This is a genomic window from Streptosporangium sp. OZ121 (genome assembly GCF_051918885.1).
GTDB lineage: Bacteria > Actinomycetota > Actinomycetes > Streptosporangiales > Streptosporangiaceae > Streptosporangium.
The window spans coordinates 728,818-743,739 of sequence record NZ_JBPXMC010000001.1 but is presented as its reverse complement, the minus strand read 5'-3'; the positions used below and the strand labels follow the sequence as shown (position 1 = coordinate 743,739).

The 14,922-nt window shown below is 73.0% G+C and carries 11 protein-coding genes; 6 read left to right on the top strand and 5 right to left on the bottom strand.

Annotated elements, in window-relative coordinates; translation table 11 throughout:
- Nucleotides 1–134: 134 nt before the first annotated feature.
- Complete coding sequence (locus ACTOQ1_RS03515) at nt 135–743, top strand: PH domain-containing protein (RefSeq protein ID WP_440064357.1); 609 nt, start codon at nt 135–137, stop codon at nt 741–743.
- Complete coding sequence (locus ACTOQ1_RS03510) at nt 740–2,716, top strand: PH domain-containing protein (protein WP_440064355.1); 1,977 nt, start codon at nt 740–742, stop codon at nt 2,714–2,716. Before ACTOQ1_RS03515 ends, ACTOQ1_RS03510 begins: the two co-directional genes overlap by 4 nt.
- A gap of 57 nt (nt 2,717–2,773) precedes the next feature.
- Here the strand turns inward: ACTOQ1_RS03510 and sepH are convergent, their stop codons facing one another.
- From sepH to ACTOQ1_RS03495, 3 genes are all read right to left on the bottom strand, one after another.
- Nucleotides 2,774–4,690: a septation protein SepH gene (gene sepH / locus ACTOQ1_RS03505; RefSeq protein ID WP_440064353.1), complete on the bottom strand. Its 1,917-nt coding sequence runs from the start codon at nt 4,688–4,690 to the stop codon at nt 2,774–2,776.
- 598 nt (nt 4,691–5,288) lie between these two features.
- A complete protein-coding gene (locus ACTOQ1_RS03500) occupies nt 5,289–6,602 on the bottom strand; it encodes a D-arabinono-1,4-lactone oxidase (protein ID WP_440064351.1) in 1,314 nt (437 codons plus the stop codon).
- A 140-nt stretch (nt 6,603–6,742) separates the two neighbouring features.
- On the bottom strand, nt 6,743–7,933 hold the full coding sequence (locus tag ACTOQ1_RS03495) for an MFS transporter (protein WP_440064349.1): 1,191 nt from the start codon (nt 7,931–7,933) through the stop codon (nt 6,743–6,745).
- A gap of 171 nt (nt 7,934–8,104) precedes the next feature.
- On the opposite strand from ACTOQ1_RS03495, the gene ACTOQ1_RS03490 reads away from it, so the two are divergent.
- Entirely contained in the window at nt 8,105–9,460 is a 1,356-nt protein-coding gene (locus tag ACTOQ1_RS03490) for a lytic murein transglycosylase (RefSeq protein WP_440064347.1), read from the top strand.
- Nucleotides 9,461–9,631: 171 nt separating this feature from the next.
- Here the strand turns inward: ACTOQ1_RS03490 and ACTOQ1_RS03485 are convergent, their stop codons facing one another.
- The gene (locus tag ACTOQ1_RS03485) at nt 9,632–10,618 is read right to left on the bottom strand and encodes a ferrochelatase (RefSeq protein ID WP_440064346.1); all 987 of its coding nucleotides are present in this window, start codon (nt 10,616–10,618) and stop codon (nt 9,632–9,634) included.
- A 93-nt stretch (nt 10,619–10,711) separates the two neighbouring features.
- On the opposite strand from ACTOQ1_RS03485, the gene ACTOQ1_RS03480 reads away from it, so the two are divergent.
- Both ACTOQ1_RS03480 and ACTOQ1_RS03475 read left to right on the top strand, forming a co-directional pair.
- On the top strand, nt 10,712–12,733 hold the full coding sequence (locus tag ACTOQ1_RS03480) for a S9 family peptidase (RefSeq protein WP_440064344.1): 2,022 nt from the start codon (nt 10,712–10,714) through the stop codon (nt 12,731–12,733).
- Between the two features lie 208 nt (nt 12,734–12,941).
- Entirely contained in the window at nt 12,942–13,676 is a 735-nt protein-coding gene (locus ACTOQ1_RS03475) for an inositol monophosphatase family protein (protein ID WP_440064771.1), read from the top strand.
- 157 nt (nt 13,677–13,833) lie between these two features.
- Here ACTOQ1_RS03475 and ACTOQ1_RS03470 read toward each other — a convergent pair whose 3' ends face one another.
- Nucleotides 13,834–13,998 carry a hypothetical protein gene (locus tag ACTOQ1_RS03470; RefSeq protein WP_362681299.1) on the bottom strand — a complete coding sequence of 55 codons (165 nt, stop codon included), beginning with the start codon at nt 13,996–13,998 and terminating at the stop codon, nt 13,834–13,836.
- A gap of 222 nt (nt 13,999–14,220) precedes the next feature.
- Between ACTOQ1_RS03470 and ACTOQ1_RS03465 the strand changes: the two genes are divergently transcribed.
- Nucleotides 14,221–14,874 carry a response regulator transcription factor gene (locus ACTOQ1_RS03465; RefSeq protein ID WP_350946642.1) on the top strand — a complete coding sequence of 218 codons (654 nt, stop codon included), beginning with the start codon at nt 14,221–14,223 and terminating at the stop codon, nt 14,872–14,874.
- Nucleotides 14,875–14,922 lie beyond the last annotated feature (48 nt).

Sequence of the window (14,922 nt, the reverse complement as noted above, 5' to 3'; positions counted from 1 at the left end):
GCGGCCGACGGGAGGCGTCCTGCCGAGGCGCCCGTTTCCCGGCCCGCCCCGCCGCTCTCCCCGGCGCCCGGAGGAGTCCCTTCCGTGACGCCGCCGGAACGCCCCGCCGGGACAAGAGCGTTTAGGCTGACAGCGTGAGCGACCGAGCCGATGAGCACAGCGCCGCCTCCGAGGAGGCCAAGGCGGCCGGTCTGCCGGGTGAGCGCCGCGCCGGCGCTCCCGGGCGCACCGGCGTCTCCCTGCGCGCCCCCGCCAACCCGGTCTCCCGCAAGGCCATCCTGCTGTGGTTGCTGGAGGGACTGTTCTGGTCCGTTCTCCTGGCCGGGGGTTCCTTCTTCCTGGCCGGGTGGATCGACGAGGACCCGTGGTCCTGGCTGCCCGGGTGGGCGCTCGACAACATCCGGTGGCTGCCGTGGCTGGTGGTGCTGCTCCTGGTCCCCGGCACGCTCGTCGAGCCGTTCTGGCGGTACGCCGTGCACCGGTGGGAGCTCAGCGGGGACGTCGTCTACGCCCGTTCCGGGTGGCTCAGCAGGGAATGGGTGTTCGTCCCCGTCAGCAGGATCCAGACGGTCGACAAGGCGCAGGGCTGGTTCGAGCGCCTGCTGGGCCTGGCCACGGTCGAGATCCGCACCGCCTCCCACGCGGGCTCGTCCACCATCAAGGGTCTTGAGTACGAGGTCGCCGCCGGACTGGCCGAGAGCCTCGCCCGCCGCGCGGAAGAGCTCAGGGACGACGCGACATGACCGAATCCTCCTCCGACTCCGGACGTCCGCCGGCCGCACACGTGCCTGACGGGCGTCCGCCGGCCGGATCCGACCCGCAGGCCGGGCCGGACGGTCCCGCGGCGGGCGCGTGGGCCGCCCCCGACGGCGGCGCCCCGGGTTCCCCCGGTGGCGTGCCGGGCCACCCGCCCGTCCAGGGCGGTGACGGGACGGATCTCCCCCAGGTGCCCGGCGGTGACGGGACGGGTCTCCCGCGTGTGCCCGGCGGCGAGGTGGCCGCGGGAGCCGTACCGGGAGGGGTCCCGGTCCCGCCGGGCGCGGAGGGGACGGGAGGCGTGCCGCCGGAGAGGACGCCGACGGAGAGGCCCCTGCGGCTCAGCCCGAAGGTGCTGCTGACCGATCCGATCAGGATGTTGCCCTCGCTCCTCCTGCCGCTGGCCGGTGTCCTGTTCCTCGGCGGTTTCTCCCTCGGGTCGTTCGGGTGGGCGGCGATGGCCGTCGTCGGCTCCGTCGTGTTCGCGGCCGTGCGCTGGGCCACCTTCACCTACCAGATCGTCGGCGACAGGCTGGAACTCACCCGGTCGCTGATCAGCAGGTCGGTGCGGACGATCCCGCTGGAGCGGATCCGCGGCGTCGACGTCAGCGCCCCGCCGCTGCACCGCCTGCTCGGCATCGCCGTCCTGCGGATCGACACCGGCGCGGGCGGAGACGAGAAGCAGGAGGGCGAGCTCGACGGGGTCACCGTCGAGGAGGGGGAGCGGCTCAAGGCCGTGCTGCTCTGGCACGCGCGCGCCCGGACGGCGAGACGTGTCCAGGCGCGCGGGGCGGCTTCGGCGGCCGGGGCCGCCTCCGGTTCCACCGGGCTCACCGCCGGCGTGCCCGGCCCGCCCGGCGTGCCCGCCGGGTCGCGGAAGGGAGCCTCCGGATCCTCCGCTCGCCACGAGGTGGGCGACACGACCCCCGACCGGGTGTTCTTCGTGATGCCGCGGAAGTGGCTCGCGTACGGCCCCCTCTCCGGCGCCTACCTGCTGACCCCGTTCGCGCTGGTGGCCGGTGCCGTGGGCCTGGCGTTCCAGTGGGGCAGCGAGTTCAGGATCGACAGGCGGGTCGTGGTGGGTGTGGGGGAGTGGATCTGGCAGCATCCGCCCCTGCTCGTCGCGGCCGTGGTGCTGCTGGTCCTGGCCATGCCGGTGATCGCTGTGATCATGTACGCGGTGTTCAACTGGGACTTCACCCTCCGCGCGAGCGAGGGATACCTGATCGCCGGGCGCGGTCTGATCACGCGCAGGAGCGTGTCGCTGGAGCGGCGCAGGGTGCGGGGGTTCGAGTTCGTCGAGGGACCGGCCGAGCGCCGGGCGGGGCTCGGCCGCGCGTGGGCGATAGTGACCGGTCTCGGCGACTCGGAGACCCGGGGCCAGCTGATGCCCGTGGCCCCGAGGGACATCGTGCTCGACGTGGTGGGCGAGGCGGTCGGCCCGATCGCCACCGGGCTGCGGCCGCACCCGCCGGCGGCGCGCAGGCGCAGGCTGTTCCGGGCGATCTTCCCGTGGGCGGTGATCGCCGCCTGTACGGTGCCGGCCGCCCTGCTGTGGTCGGGGCTCTGGTGGGTGCTCGCGGCGCCCGCCCTGCTCCTCGCGCTGCTTGGCGTACCACTCGGCCTCGACCGGTACCGGTCCCTCGGTCACACGTACGACGGGAGCCGCCTGTCGGTCCGGTCGGGGTCGCTGCGACGCTCCCAGGCGGTGGTGGAGGAGCGGGCCGTGGTCGGCTGGACCCTGAGCCAGACCTGGTTCCAGCGCCGCGCCGGCCTGCTGACCGTGACCGCGGGCGTGGGAGCGGGCACCGGCGGCTACGCCGCCCTCGACGTCGGCGAGGCCGAGGGGCCCGCCTTCGCCGCGGAGGTGACTCCCGCCTGGCTCACCCCGTTCCTCATTCCGGATATTCCGGATATCCCGGACGCCGCTGCCGCTCCGGACGCCGCCGGGGGCGGCTGACATACGACGAGGCGGGGACGACCGGTGTCCCGGTCGTCCCCGCCTCGCGCGGTGCGGTCAGTCCTGGCGGCGAGCGCCGAACATGATCTCGTCCCAGGTGGGCACGGACGCGCGCCGTCCCCGGGACTTCTTGGCAGGCCGCGCCGGAGCCGGTGCCGGCTTCGGCGGCTCCGCGGGCTTCTCCGCCGCGGGCTTGTCGACCTTGGTCTCCTGCATTGCCCCCGTGTCCCCCTGTGTCTCTTGCCTGCCCGGCTCGGCCTTGGCCCGCTCGTCCACGCTGACGCGCGCCGCCGGTACAGCTATCGAACCCTCCTGGGCCGATCCGGTCTCCGGCGCGGGTTCGGAGGCGGGGGTCTCCTTCGCCGCGACGGTCTTCTCCGCTTTCGCGGAAGCCTGCTCGACGGTCTTTCCGGCGGCGGGGGATCGCTGGTCGGCGGGGCCGGACGGGACGGCGGCCGGAGCGGGCTCGGCCGGCTCGGGCGTGGCCGCCGCGGGGGGCGGCGAGGGCTTCGCGACCTCGGCGACCTCGGCGACCTCGGGAGTCTTCACGATCTCCGGGGTCTTCGCCACCTCCTGTGCCCGCACGACCTCCGGCGCCTTCGCCGCCGCGGGCTCGGCCACGGTCTCCGGCCCGGTGACCGCTTCCCCGGGGGGAGTGGCCGGTCCGTGCTCGGGAGACGGCTCTCGTGGGATGACCTGTCCCCCCGCGATGGCGGATCCGTGCGCGGCGGGCACCGGTTCCGGCGCGGTCACCGCGGGCGGTTCGGCCGCCGTCGCGGCGGGCTGCGGCGCTGGGACGGGCCGCGGCGCGACGGGCGCCGGGGGGTCCGGCTCCGGGGCGGTGAGCGGCTCGTACGCGGCCGGCGTGACCGGCTCGTACGCGGCCGGCTCGTACGTGACGGGCTCGTGCGCCGCCGGTGTGACCGGCTCGTACGGGGGCGGGTACGGGGCGAGGGGCTCGGGCAGCACCGGCTCGGGGGGCCTGACCCGCGTGACGGGATCGGCACCCTGGGCCGCGGGGGAGGCCGGCTCGGGGGCCCTCTCCTGCTGGTGCCCGGCCGGGTCGGGAGCGCGCAGCGGCGGCACCGACACCCTCGGCGCCTCGTATCCGGCGGGGAGCGGGGGCATGGGCGGCTGCTGGTAGGCGGCCGGGGACGCCGAGGGCACCGAGGGCACCGAGGGCGCTGCCGGCGCGGAGGGCGTCGGGGACGCGGGGGGCGCCGAGGGCTCGACCTGGGCGTAGGCGGGCCGGGGCTGGACCGGGGTCTCGTGCCGCAGGACCGAGGGGAAGGCCACCGGTGGCTGGTTCAGCGGCTCGGGGGCCAGCGGCGGCACCGGCGCGAGCTTGGCCACGCGCGGGACGAACGGCGTGACCGTGGTGTCCTCGAACGGCTCGACGTCCTCGCCGCTGGACAGCCGCAGGGCCTCGTCGTCGTGGGGTGTGATGTGGCGCCGGCGCGGGTCGAAGAGCCACTCGGCGTTGCGCGTGTGACCGTTCCACACGAAACCGAGCTTGATGCGCCACATGTTGTCGTCCCGCTTGGCGGAGTCCCACTCGATCTCGTCGGCGGGGACGCCACGGCGGGTCAGCCGCTCGGCGACCAGGTCGCCGAGGGTGGGACCGGGAGCGGAGTCGCCGGGCAGGCGTACGGCGCAGCGCTGCGCCTGCTGTGCCATGTACTCACGTTCCTGGAGCACGGGGCCCTCGAACCACCGCACGCGCTCGACCGGGATTCCCGCCGTGTTGGCGATCTCCTCCGCGGTCTCGCCGGCACGGATCCGGGCCTGGATCTCCTTGGGGCGCAACGGACTCTCCACTTCGATCTCGTACTGGCCGAGACGGGAGAAGTTGCCGCGGACGGCAGCACGGAGCCGGTCGTCGACGGGCAGCGTGAACCGGGTTCCCCGGCCGGCTGTCGCCAGCACGAGATAGGTCCCGTCCTCACTCACCGCGACGAGTCGGAGCTCCTGCATGCGAGTCCCTTCGTCGTCGTGCTCAATCTTCCCCCGGACCCTTGAGTCTCTCGCGTGTGCCGGTTGCCTGCCAGCACCGTACCCGGCATGTCCGAACATCGCCTTCCTGGATGGGGCTCGCAGCGATGTGACGCCGGTCACATTTGCTCCATTCATCTAATTACAGGGCACCGGTCTGGAGCAGCAACTTCGGGGTCCTCAAGGGATTCTCACGGATAACACCGGGAACCGCTGCGGACTTCCACCAAGAACCGGGAGATGGCGGTGAGGCCGGTCCGCCGGTCCAGGGCGGGTATGCCGCGATTGCGGCGATATGTGGGGGCCGGTCGTCGCGGTCCGTGACGACGGGACGCGGCGGCGGCTGACATGGACGGCGGGAGAAGGTCATCTCCAGCGGACTCCCTCGGGGTCGAGCGGCACGGGCGTCTGCGAATCTGCCCCTCGTGCGCGCCAGGGAACGACGGGACACGCGGACGCGTCGCTCTTCGAGCGAGCCTTTGCGCCACCCTTTACCGAAAGCTGGCGAGAAGCGGCCGATTCGGGGGAACGGGGCGCGGCCCGGGGACCGTGCGACGGGGGAGGCGGAGGGCGCCGTCCCTCAGCCCAGGACGGTGTCGAGGTGGTCGTTGGCGAAGACGCGGCCCGGGTCGAGAACATCCCGTACCGCCAGGAAGTCAGCGAAACGGGGATAGACCTGTGCCAGGTAGGCCGCGTCGCGGGTGTGCAGCTTGCCCCAGTGCGGCCGGCCGCCGAGCCTCGTCATGATCTCCTCGACGCCCTCGAAGTAGGCCGGGTTCGGTGTGGGCCGGTAGACGTGGCAGGCGATATAGGCCGAATCCCTGCCGTAGGCGGTGGACAGCCAGGCGTCCGAGGCCGGGGTGACCCGCACCTCGATCGGGAAGCTGATCTTCCAGTCCCGCCGTTCCAGCAGGTCGCGGACCTCGCGGAGGGCCTGGCCGAGGTGCTCGCGCGAGATGGCGTACTCCATCTCCAGGAAGCGCACCTCCCGCACGCTCGTGAAGACCCGGTGCGAGGCGTCGGTGTGGGCCGAGGCCGACAGCGTGGCGGCCGAGAGCGCGTTGAGCCGGGGGATGGCGCCCGGGTAGCGTCCGCCGACCCCGCACAGCGCGCCGAACAGGGTGTTCTCCATGAAGTGGTTGTCGAGCCAGTATCTCAGCGCGGCCGGGGGCCGGGCCGGCCCGGGGCTGCGGTTGTTGCGCTTGGTCAGGCAGGTGTCGGTGTGCGGTAACCAGAAGAAGTCGAGGTGCTCGTTGCCGGCGACGAGCGTGTCGAGGGAGCCGAGGATCGCGGTCAGCGTCATGGGCTCCCGGACGCAGTGCAGCAGGAAGGCGGGCTCCACCCGGAAGGTCACCGCGGTCACCACGCCGAGCGCGCCCAGGCTCACCCTGGCGGCGTCGAACAGGTCCCGCTCGGCCACCCCGCGGATCTTCCCGTCGCCGTCGCCGCGGACCGTGACGATCTCCCCGTCGGCGAGCACCATCTCCAGCGCCAGCACCTGGTCGGCCATCCCGCCGACGTCCCTGCCGGTGCCGTGGGTACCGGTCTGGATGGCCCCGGCCACGGTCTGGGCGTCGATGTCGCCCATGTTGGCCAGGGCCAGGCCCATCCGGTGCAGCTCCCGGTTGAGGGCGCAGACCGTCGTCCCGGCCTCGGCCGTCACCCAGCCGTCACCGCTCTCGCGGATCCCGGTCAGCGCGCCGGGACGCAGCAGGAGGCCGTCGGTGAGCGCCACCGGGGTGAAGGAGTGGCCGGTGCCGGTCATGCGTACCCGGCGGCCCGCCGCGGCGGCGTCCCGCACGGCCCGCGCGACCTCCTCGGCGGAGGCGGGCGCGCGGACCTCCGCGGGGGTGGCGGACTGGTTCCGGGCCCAGTTGCGGAAGGTCTCGCCCATGGTCACTCCTGCCCCGCGGGCGGCACCCGGCCGGCCGGGTGCGCCGGCGCCCCGCTCGGGGGGAGGCTCGCCCGGGATCAGGGGGTCGCCGCCGGCTCACGTTCGTGTGGTTCGCCAGCGAATATGAACGATACTCACGATCACTGCTGGGCGACAGGGGTTCGCAGCCAGGCGGAGCCGCCGACGCCGATCGTCACGGCCAGCAGGGCGCAGGCGAAGGAGAACCCGTAGGCGTTGGAGGCGCCGAACGCGTCGGTGAGCCTGCCCCCCGCCCACGCGCCGATCGCCACGCCGAACCCGACCGAGGTCGAGATCCACGACATCCCCTCGGTGAGCAGGCCCGCCGGGACCAGCTGCTCGGTCAGGCTGTAGCCGGTGATGATCGTCGGGGAGATGGCCAGCCCGGCCAGGAACAGCGCGCCCGCCATGAGCCTGATGTCGCCGATGAGCATGATCGGGGTCAGGCCCGCCGCGAACACCGCGAGCGAGCGGACGAACCTGCTGCTCAGCGGGATGCTCCATCGCCGCGCGCCGTACCAGAGGCCGGAGACCAGGCTCCCGCCGGCGAACGAGGCGAGCAGCAGCCCGGCCGCGGCCTTGGCGCCCCGTTCCTCGGCGAACGCGACCGTGATCAGGTCGACCGAGCCGAACACCGCCCCCATCGCCAGGAACGCGCCCGACATCAGGGCCACGCCGGGGATGGTGATCGGGGTGCCCGAGCCGGTCTCCCTGGGGCGGACGGGCGGCTCCGTGCCGCGCTGCAGGGCGAAGGCGATGCTGCCCACGACCGTGCAGGTCAGAGCCACGATCAGGCCCGCGTACGGGTTGATCATGGTGGCCAGGGCGGTGACCAGCGCCGGGCCCGCGACGAAGATGACCTCGTCGGCGACCGACTCGAAGGAGAACGCCGTGTGCAGCCTCGCCGACCCGGCCAGCAGGTGCGACCAGCGGGCCCTCACGAGCGAGCCGAGCGAGGGCGCGGTCGCGCCGACCACGACGCCGGTGGCGAAGAGCGTCCAGCGGGGGGCGCCGTGGTGGGCGCAGAGCATCATGCCGGCCAGCGTGGCGCCGTGCGTCAGCGTGAGCGGGATGACTACTCTGGCCTGGCCGAACCTGTCCACCAGGCGCCCCGACAGCGGGGCCGCGACGGCCAAGGAGACGCTGACGGTGGCCGCGACCGCGCCCGCCGTCGCGTAGGAGCCGGTGAGCGCCTTGATGAGCAGAATGATGCCGATGCCGAGCATCGACATGGGCATCCGCCCGAAGAATCCCGCGACGACGAAACCCTTGACGCCGGGCGTGCTGAAGAGCCCCCGGTACGGCCCGACCACCGATCATCTCCTTGCTGCCCCGCGCGTGGAACAGGCCGACGATTTCGCACAGAGCCGCCGATCGGCAAGTGATTTTCCGGGCAACGGCTCACGACACGGTCCGTTGGAGCTAACGTGAGCGCGGTGTCACGTCTTCCCGGGTTGCGGTTGTTCGTCCCAGTAGCAGTGGTCATGACCGCCCTTCTCGCCCTCGGCGGCGTCGCGCTCGCGGTGATCAACGCCGGTCGCCCCTCCGCTCCCGCGGCCTCCGCGGCCTTCGGCGAGAGCGCCGTCGTGGAGTCCCGCATCAGGGACCTGTCGGCGATCGCGCCGGTGGCCGCCCCTCCCACGGTCCCGGCGGGCTCGGCGAACCCGAACCCGAACCCGGACTCCGAGTCGGATCCGGACGCTCCGGCCGGAGAGGACCCGGCTCCGCGGAACCCAGACCCGCGGAACCCGGACCCGCGGGATCCGGGCTCGCGAGACCCCGCCTCCCCGGGACCGACACCCGGGCCGGAAGCCGGGCGGACCCCCGTCCCCGAGCCGGGGACGACGGGAGCTCCCGGACTCGCCTCCACCCCGCCCAGGCTGCTGGTCATCTCCCCCTCGACGCTGACCGAGCAGACCAAGGAGGACATCTCCCGGCTCAAGTACGTCCAGAAGATCGACTCCTTCGACGGCGGGGCGGTCAAGGTGTCCGGGGTCGGGCTCAACCTCATCGCGGTCGATCCGGACCGCTTCCGCGCGTGGGCCCCCAGGGCCGTCGCCGAACAGCAGGGGATCTGGAACGCCCTCACCAGGGGGGAGTTCGTCGCCGACAGCGCGGCGGCACGCCGCCTCGGACTGGTCCTCGGCTCGGAGTACCAGGTGGACGGCGGCCCCCGGCTGCGGGCCGCGGCCTCCGCCGGGTTCGGCCTGCCCGGCGTGGACGGCATCGTGGGGGAGGAGACCGGCCGCAGGCTGGGCCTGCTGCCGGGCGTGGCGCTGCTCGTGCACAGCTCGGAGAAGGCCGCAGGCGTCCTCAGGACGCGGGTGGGCAGGCTGCTCGGCCCGGGTTCCCAGGTGGTCGCCGTCGGCGCCCGTACGGTGAAACCCACCCTGAAGCCCACCACCGGCGCGACGACCGGGAGGGCGGGCGCCGGCCGGGTGCGGCGGGTCGCGGTCGGCAGGCCGGGCAGCTACCTGGAGCTCTACCGCAAGGCGGCCGGAGTCTGCCCGGGGCTCTCCTGGACGGTCCTGGCCGCGATCGGCCAGGTGGAGAGCTCGCACGGGCGCAACAACGGCCCCTCCTCGGCGGGCGCGCGGGGACCGATGCAGTTCATGCCCGCCACCTGGAAGGCCTACGGGGTGGACGGCGACGGCGACGGCATCGCCGACATCTGGAACCCCTACGACGCGGTCCCCGGCGCGGCCAACTACCTGTGCGCCAACGGGGCGGGCCGGGGCGGCAAGAAGCTGGAGAAGGCCATCTGGTTCTACAACCACTCCTGGTCGTACGTCGCCAAGGTCATGGGCATCTCCCGGGGCTACGCCGCCGCCTACCCCTGAGGCGCCCGCGCCCGTCTCCGGGGCACCCGCGACCGGCCGGCCGTGCCCGCGACCGGCCGCGCCCATGACCACTCGCGGCCCCGTGACCGCCCAGAGCCCCGCCACCGGGTCAGAGGCGAAGCCAAGGCCCCCATGAACGCCAAGGCCCCGTGACCGCCCGCGGTCGCGCGGTCACCCGCGGCGGCGCGGCGGGGCCGGGCAGCAGGTGGCCGCGCACGCGACGGGCTCGGGCTCGGCGAGCAACTCCCCGACCATCGAGACGAACCGCGGGTGGGTGCCGGCCGTGGACGCCCTGACCAGCGGCAGGCCGATCTTCCTCGCCGTCTCCGCGGCCTCCACGTCGAGGTCGTAGACGACCTCCATGTGGTCGGAGACGAAGCCGATCGGCACCAGCACCACCGCCGGGGCGTCGACCTCCAGCAGGTGGTCGCAGACGTCGGGTTCCAGCCAGGGGATGTGCGGGGCGCCGCTCCGGCTCTGCCAGACCAGGTCCCACGCCCTGCCGCCACCGTCGCCGCCCTCGTCGCCGCCGCTCACCTCGGCGGTGACCAGCGTCGCCGCCCGGCGCAGCTGCGCCTCGTACGCCCCGCCGCCGGGTCCGGCCGTCGCGGCCATCGAGGTCGGGATGCTGTGCGCGGTGAAGACCAGCCGCGCGGAGTCCCTGAGCCCGGCGGGCAGCCGGTCCAGGGCCTCGCGGGTGCGGTCGGCCATCGCCGCGACGAACCCGGGGTGGTCGAAGTAGTGCCGGAGCTTGACGATCTCCGGGGCACCCTCGACCGCGGCCCTGGCGAGCGCGATGTCGTCGATGTACTGGCGGCAGGCCGAGTACGAGCTGTAGGCGGCGGTGACGAAGGCCGCGGCCCTGCGCACGCCGTCGGACGCCATCCGGCGGAGCGTGTCCTCCAGGTAGGGATGCCAGTTGCGGTTGCCCCAGTAGACCGGAAGGTCGATGGTCGGCTCCACGGCCGCGATCAGGTCGCGGCACTGCTGGTTGATCGGGCTGGCCCCGCCGAAGCGCTGGTAGTGCGCCTCGACCTCCAGCAGCCGCTCACGCGGGATCCCCCTGCCCCGGACCACGTTCTCCAGGAACGGCATCACGTCGTCCGGCTTCTCCGGTCCCCCGAACGAGACGACGAGAAGCGCGTCGTAATTCCCCATGGCATTCATCAAACCGCATGCCGGGGTGTCCTCTTGCCTGGTCACCTTGAGTAGTTCGTTATCAACAAGGTTTGTGGATGCATGTTCGGATGCATGTTCGGAGACGATCGCCGAGGTAGGTTCGAAACCGTGACCCCATTTAACGACATCCGCGATTATGTCGGCGTGCCGCGGGTGGCATCCCTGCGGCTATCCCTCGATGGAGCGCGCTTGGTCAGTGTGGTGCAGGCGCTCAATCCCGACGGAAAATCCTACGGGACCTCCCTGTGGGAGATCCCTCTCGACGGACGCCGCCCGTACCGGCTGACCAGATCCGTCAAGGGCGAGGCGGGGGCCGCGTTCACGCGGGACGGCGACCTGCTCTTCGGCTCGCGCCGGCCCGACCCGACCGTCAAGGAGGCCGACGAGGAGGTCCCCGCGCTCTGGCTGCTGCCCGCGGCGGGAGGCGAGGCCCGGCAGGTCGCCTCCAGGCCGGGGGGCATCGCCGGATTCGTGACCGGCGGGAAGACCGTGGTCTTCGGCTCCGACGTGCTCCCCGGCGACGAGGCGGGCGAGGCCGAGCGGCGCAAGACCCGCAAGGACGCGGGGATCAGCGCGATCCTGCACGAGAGCTACCCGGTGCGCTACTGGGATCACGACCTCGGCCCCGGAGAGCCCCGGCTGTTCGCGGGCACCCTGGGCGACGGCGAGCGGCTGACCGAGGTCAGGGACCTCACCCCGCAGCCGGGCAAGGCGCTGTCCGGCCACAGCGCGTGCGACGTGACACCGGACGGCTCCACGGTCGTGACGACCTGGGGCGTGTCGATGCCGCGGGGCGAGCTCCGCTTCGAGCTGGTCGCCATCGACACGAACGACGGCGGCGCCCGGCGGATTTTGGCCGCCGCGGACGAGCACGACTTCGACGGGCCGGTCAAGATCTCCCCCGACGGGCGCCTGGTCGCGTGCGTCAGGAACAACCACGCCGACATCGACCGGATCCCCGAGAGCACCCTGTGGATCGTCGACATCGCCACCGGAGAGGGCCACCCGGCGGGCGGCGAGCTCTGGCCGTCCGACATCGCCTGGGCGCCCGACTCCCGCTCGCTGCTCGTGGCCGCCGACGACCACGGCTGCCGCCCGATCTTCCGGGTCCCGGCCGACGGGTCCGCGCCGGAGCGGCTCACCTCCGACGCCGCCGCCTACTCCTCGCTCAACGTCGCGCCCGACGGTGCCGTCTACGCGCTGCGCAGCGCCGTGGACGCTCCCGCCGCCCCGGTCAGAGTGGCCCCGGACGGCACGGTCGAAAAGCTCGCCTCCCCCGCCCCCGGGCCGGAGCTGCCCGGCACGCTCACCGAGGTCACCGCGACCGCCGACGACGGCGCGGAGATCAGGGCCTGGCTGGTGCTGCCGGAGGGCGCCTCGGCGGAGAACCCCGCCCCGCTCCTGCTGTGGATCCACGGCGGCCCGCTGTCCAGCTGGAACGACTGGTCCTGGCGCTGGAACCCGTGGATCATGGCCCAGCACGGTTACGCCGTGCTGCTGCCGGATCCGTGCCTGTCCACCGGTTACGGGCCGGACATGATCCGGCGCGGCTGGGCCGACTGGGGCCCGCGCACCCACGCCGACCTGATGGCGATCACCGACGCCGCCCTGGAGCTGCCCCAGGTCGACCCCGCCAGGACCGCCGCCATGGGCGGCTCGTTCGGCGGCTACATGGCCAACTGGGTCGCCGGGCACACCGGCAGGTTCAAGGCGATCGTCACGCACGCCTCGCTCTGGAACCTCGACCAGTTCGCCGGCACCACCGACGCGTCCATGTACTGGCAGCGCGAGTTCGGCTCCCCGGGAACCAGCCTGTACGCGAAGCTCTCCCCGCACCTGGCGCTGGAGAACATCTCCACCCCGATGCTGGTCGTCCACGGGGACAAGGACTACCGGGTGCCCATCGGGGAGGCGCTGCGCCTGTGGTGGGACCTGCAGCGTTCGGAGGTGGAGTCGAAGTTCCTGTACTTCCCCGACGAGAACCACTGGGTGCTCAAGCCAGGCAACGCGGTTGTCTGGTACGAGACCGTTCTGGCCTTCCTCGCGCAGCATGTCCTCGGGCGCGAGTGGAAGCGCCCGGAGTCGCTGTCGTGAGCCCGGCGCGGCGAGCGGGGGTCGCCGTGCGGCGGGGGCGGGCCGGGCAAGGACCAGGGGGACGGGCGGGGAATGCCGTACGCCCGGCTGGGCATATGGGGGCGGCGGGTGCCGTCGTGGACCCGTTGGAACGAGTGAGGAGCGGATCGTGGACAGCGCCGTGACCTTCGGCCGGCTGGCGGAGGAGATCGCCAGGGAGGCCGGCGAGATGCTGTTGGCCAAGCGGCCGCCCCGTCCCGAGGTGCTGGCCACCAAGTCCAGCCCGACCGACGTGGTGACCGCCCTCGACCGGGCCTCGGAGGAGCTCATCCGAGACAGGATCAAGGCGGTCAGGCCCGACGACGCGATCCTCGGCGAGGAGGGCGGTCCCACCGGCGAGGGCAGGGTCCGCTGGGTCGTCGACCCGATCGACGGGACGGTCAACTTCCTGTACGGGGTGCCCGAGTGGGCGGTCAGCATCGCGGTCGAGGTGGACGGCGAGGTGATCGCGGGAGTGGTCAACGTCGTGCCCCGCGGCGAGGTGTTCACCGCCGTCAGGGGCGGGGGCGCGTGGCTGGCGGGGGAGCGGCTGAGCTGCAACACCGGCGTACCGCTGGAGCGGGCGCTGATCGCCACCGGGTTCGGCTACGAGAGCGGGCGGCGCGAGGTGCAGGCGGAGGTGCTCCGCCACGTGCTGCCCCGGGTGCGCGACATCCGCAGGGGCGGCTCGGCCGCCTCCGACCTGTGCGCGGTGGCGGCGGGGCGGGTGGACGGCTACTACGAGCGTGGCCCCCAGTACTGGGACTACGGGGCCGGCGGCCTCATCGCCGCCGAGGCGGGGGCCAGGGTCGGCGGGCTGGAGGGCAGGCCGGCCGGTCCCGGCCTCACCCTGTGCGCGGCACCGGGCCTGTTCGAGGAACTGCACGACCTGCTGCTCCCGCTCGACCCGGAACGCGACGCCTGACCCCGGGAGGGGCGCCGGCGGTCCCCGGCTCCGGCCCGTGAGGGCTACCGGCCCCCGGTCGATGGGCCCCCGGTCGGTGGGGCTTCCGGCCGATGGGGGCGAGGGGAGAAGGGCACGAAAAAGCCCCCCGGCCGGTGGGCCGGGGGGCTCCTTCCCGTCAGCGCTGGATGGGGACGCCGTTGTCTGTGGCCAGACGGTGGAGATCCTCGATCTCGGCGGTGAAGGTGTCGGCGAGGTAGTCGTCGCCGGAGGTCCTGGCCTCCTGCAGATTCCTGCGTGCCTGGTCGAGGCGGTGTTCGATTGTGGTGGTGAACTCGCCCATCTCACCTTCTTTCTCACGGGCTCATGGGGACGGAAGATACCGCGATAGAGACTGGAACCGGCTGTACCCAGGGTGAACCACGAGCTAAACCTGTGTGTTTCCGACATCACACGGAGTGCCCGCTCCTGTGAGGGCCTTACCGTGTGCTTACAGGTGGTGAGGGGAGAATGGGCAGCCGGGCCGGCGGTTGCTCAGGGAATGTGACGGGAGGTGCCATAAGCCGTGCGAGTGCTTGTGGTGGAGGATGAGCGGGTGCTCGCCGACGCGATCGCGACCGGGCTCCGGCGCGAGGCGATGGCCGTGGACGTGGCCTACGACGGCGCCGGGGCGCTGGAGCGGACGGGATACATCGACTACGACGTCATCGTCCTGGACAGGGACCTGCCCAAGGTCCACGGCGACGAGGTCTGCCGCCGCCTCGTGGCCTCCCGCACCGCGTCCAGGATCCTCATGCTGACCGCCTCCGGCGACGTCGACGACAAGGTGGAGGGGCTGGGGCTGGGCGCCGACGACTACCTGGCCAAGCCCTTCGTGTTCGTCGAGCTGGTCGCGCGGGTGCGGGCGCTGGGCCGCCGTTCGGCCCCGGCGCTGCCGCCGGTGCTGGAGCGGTCTGGGGTCCGCCTGGACCCGGGCAAGCGGCTGGTGACCAGGGACGGCGCCGAGGTCGCGCTCACCAAGAAGGAGTTCGCGGTCCTGGAGGAGCTGATGCGCGCCGAGGGCGCGGTCGTCAGCCAGGAGGACCTGCTGGACAAGGCGTGGGACGAGAACATCGACCCGTTCACCAATGTGGTGCGCGTCACCATGATGACGCTGAGGAAGAAACTGGGCGAGCCTCAGGTGATCGAGACGGTGCCCGGGGTCGGGTACAAGTTGTGAGCACTCCGGCAGGCGGGGGAGAGGAACGCCCGAGGTTCGTCCCGGTGG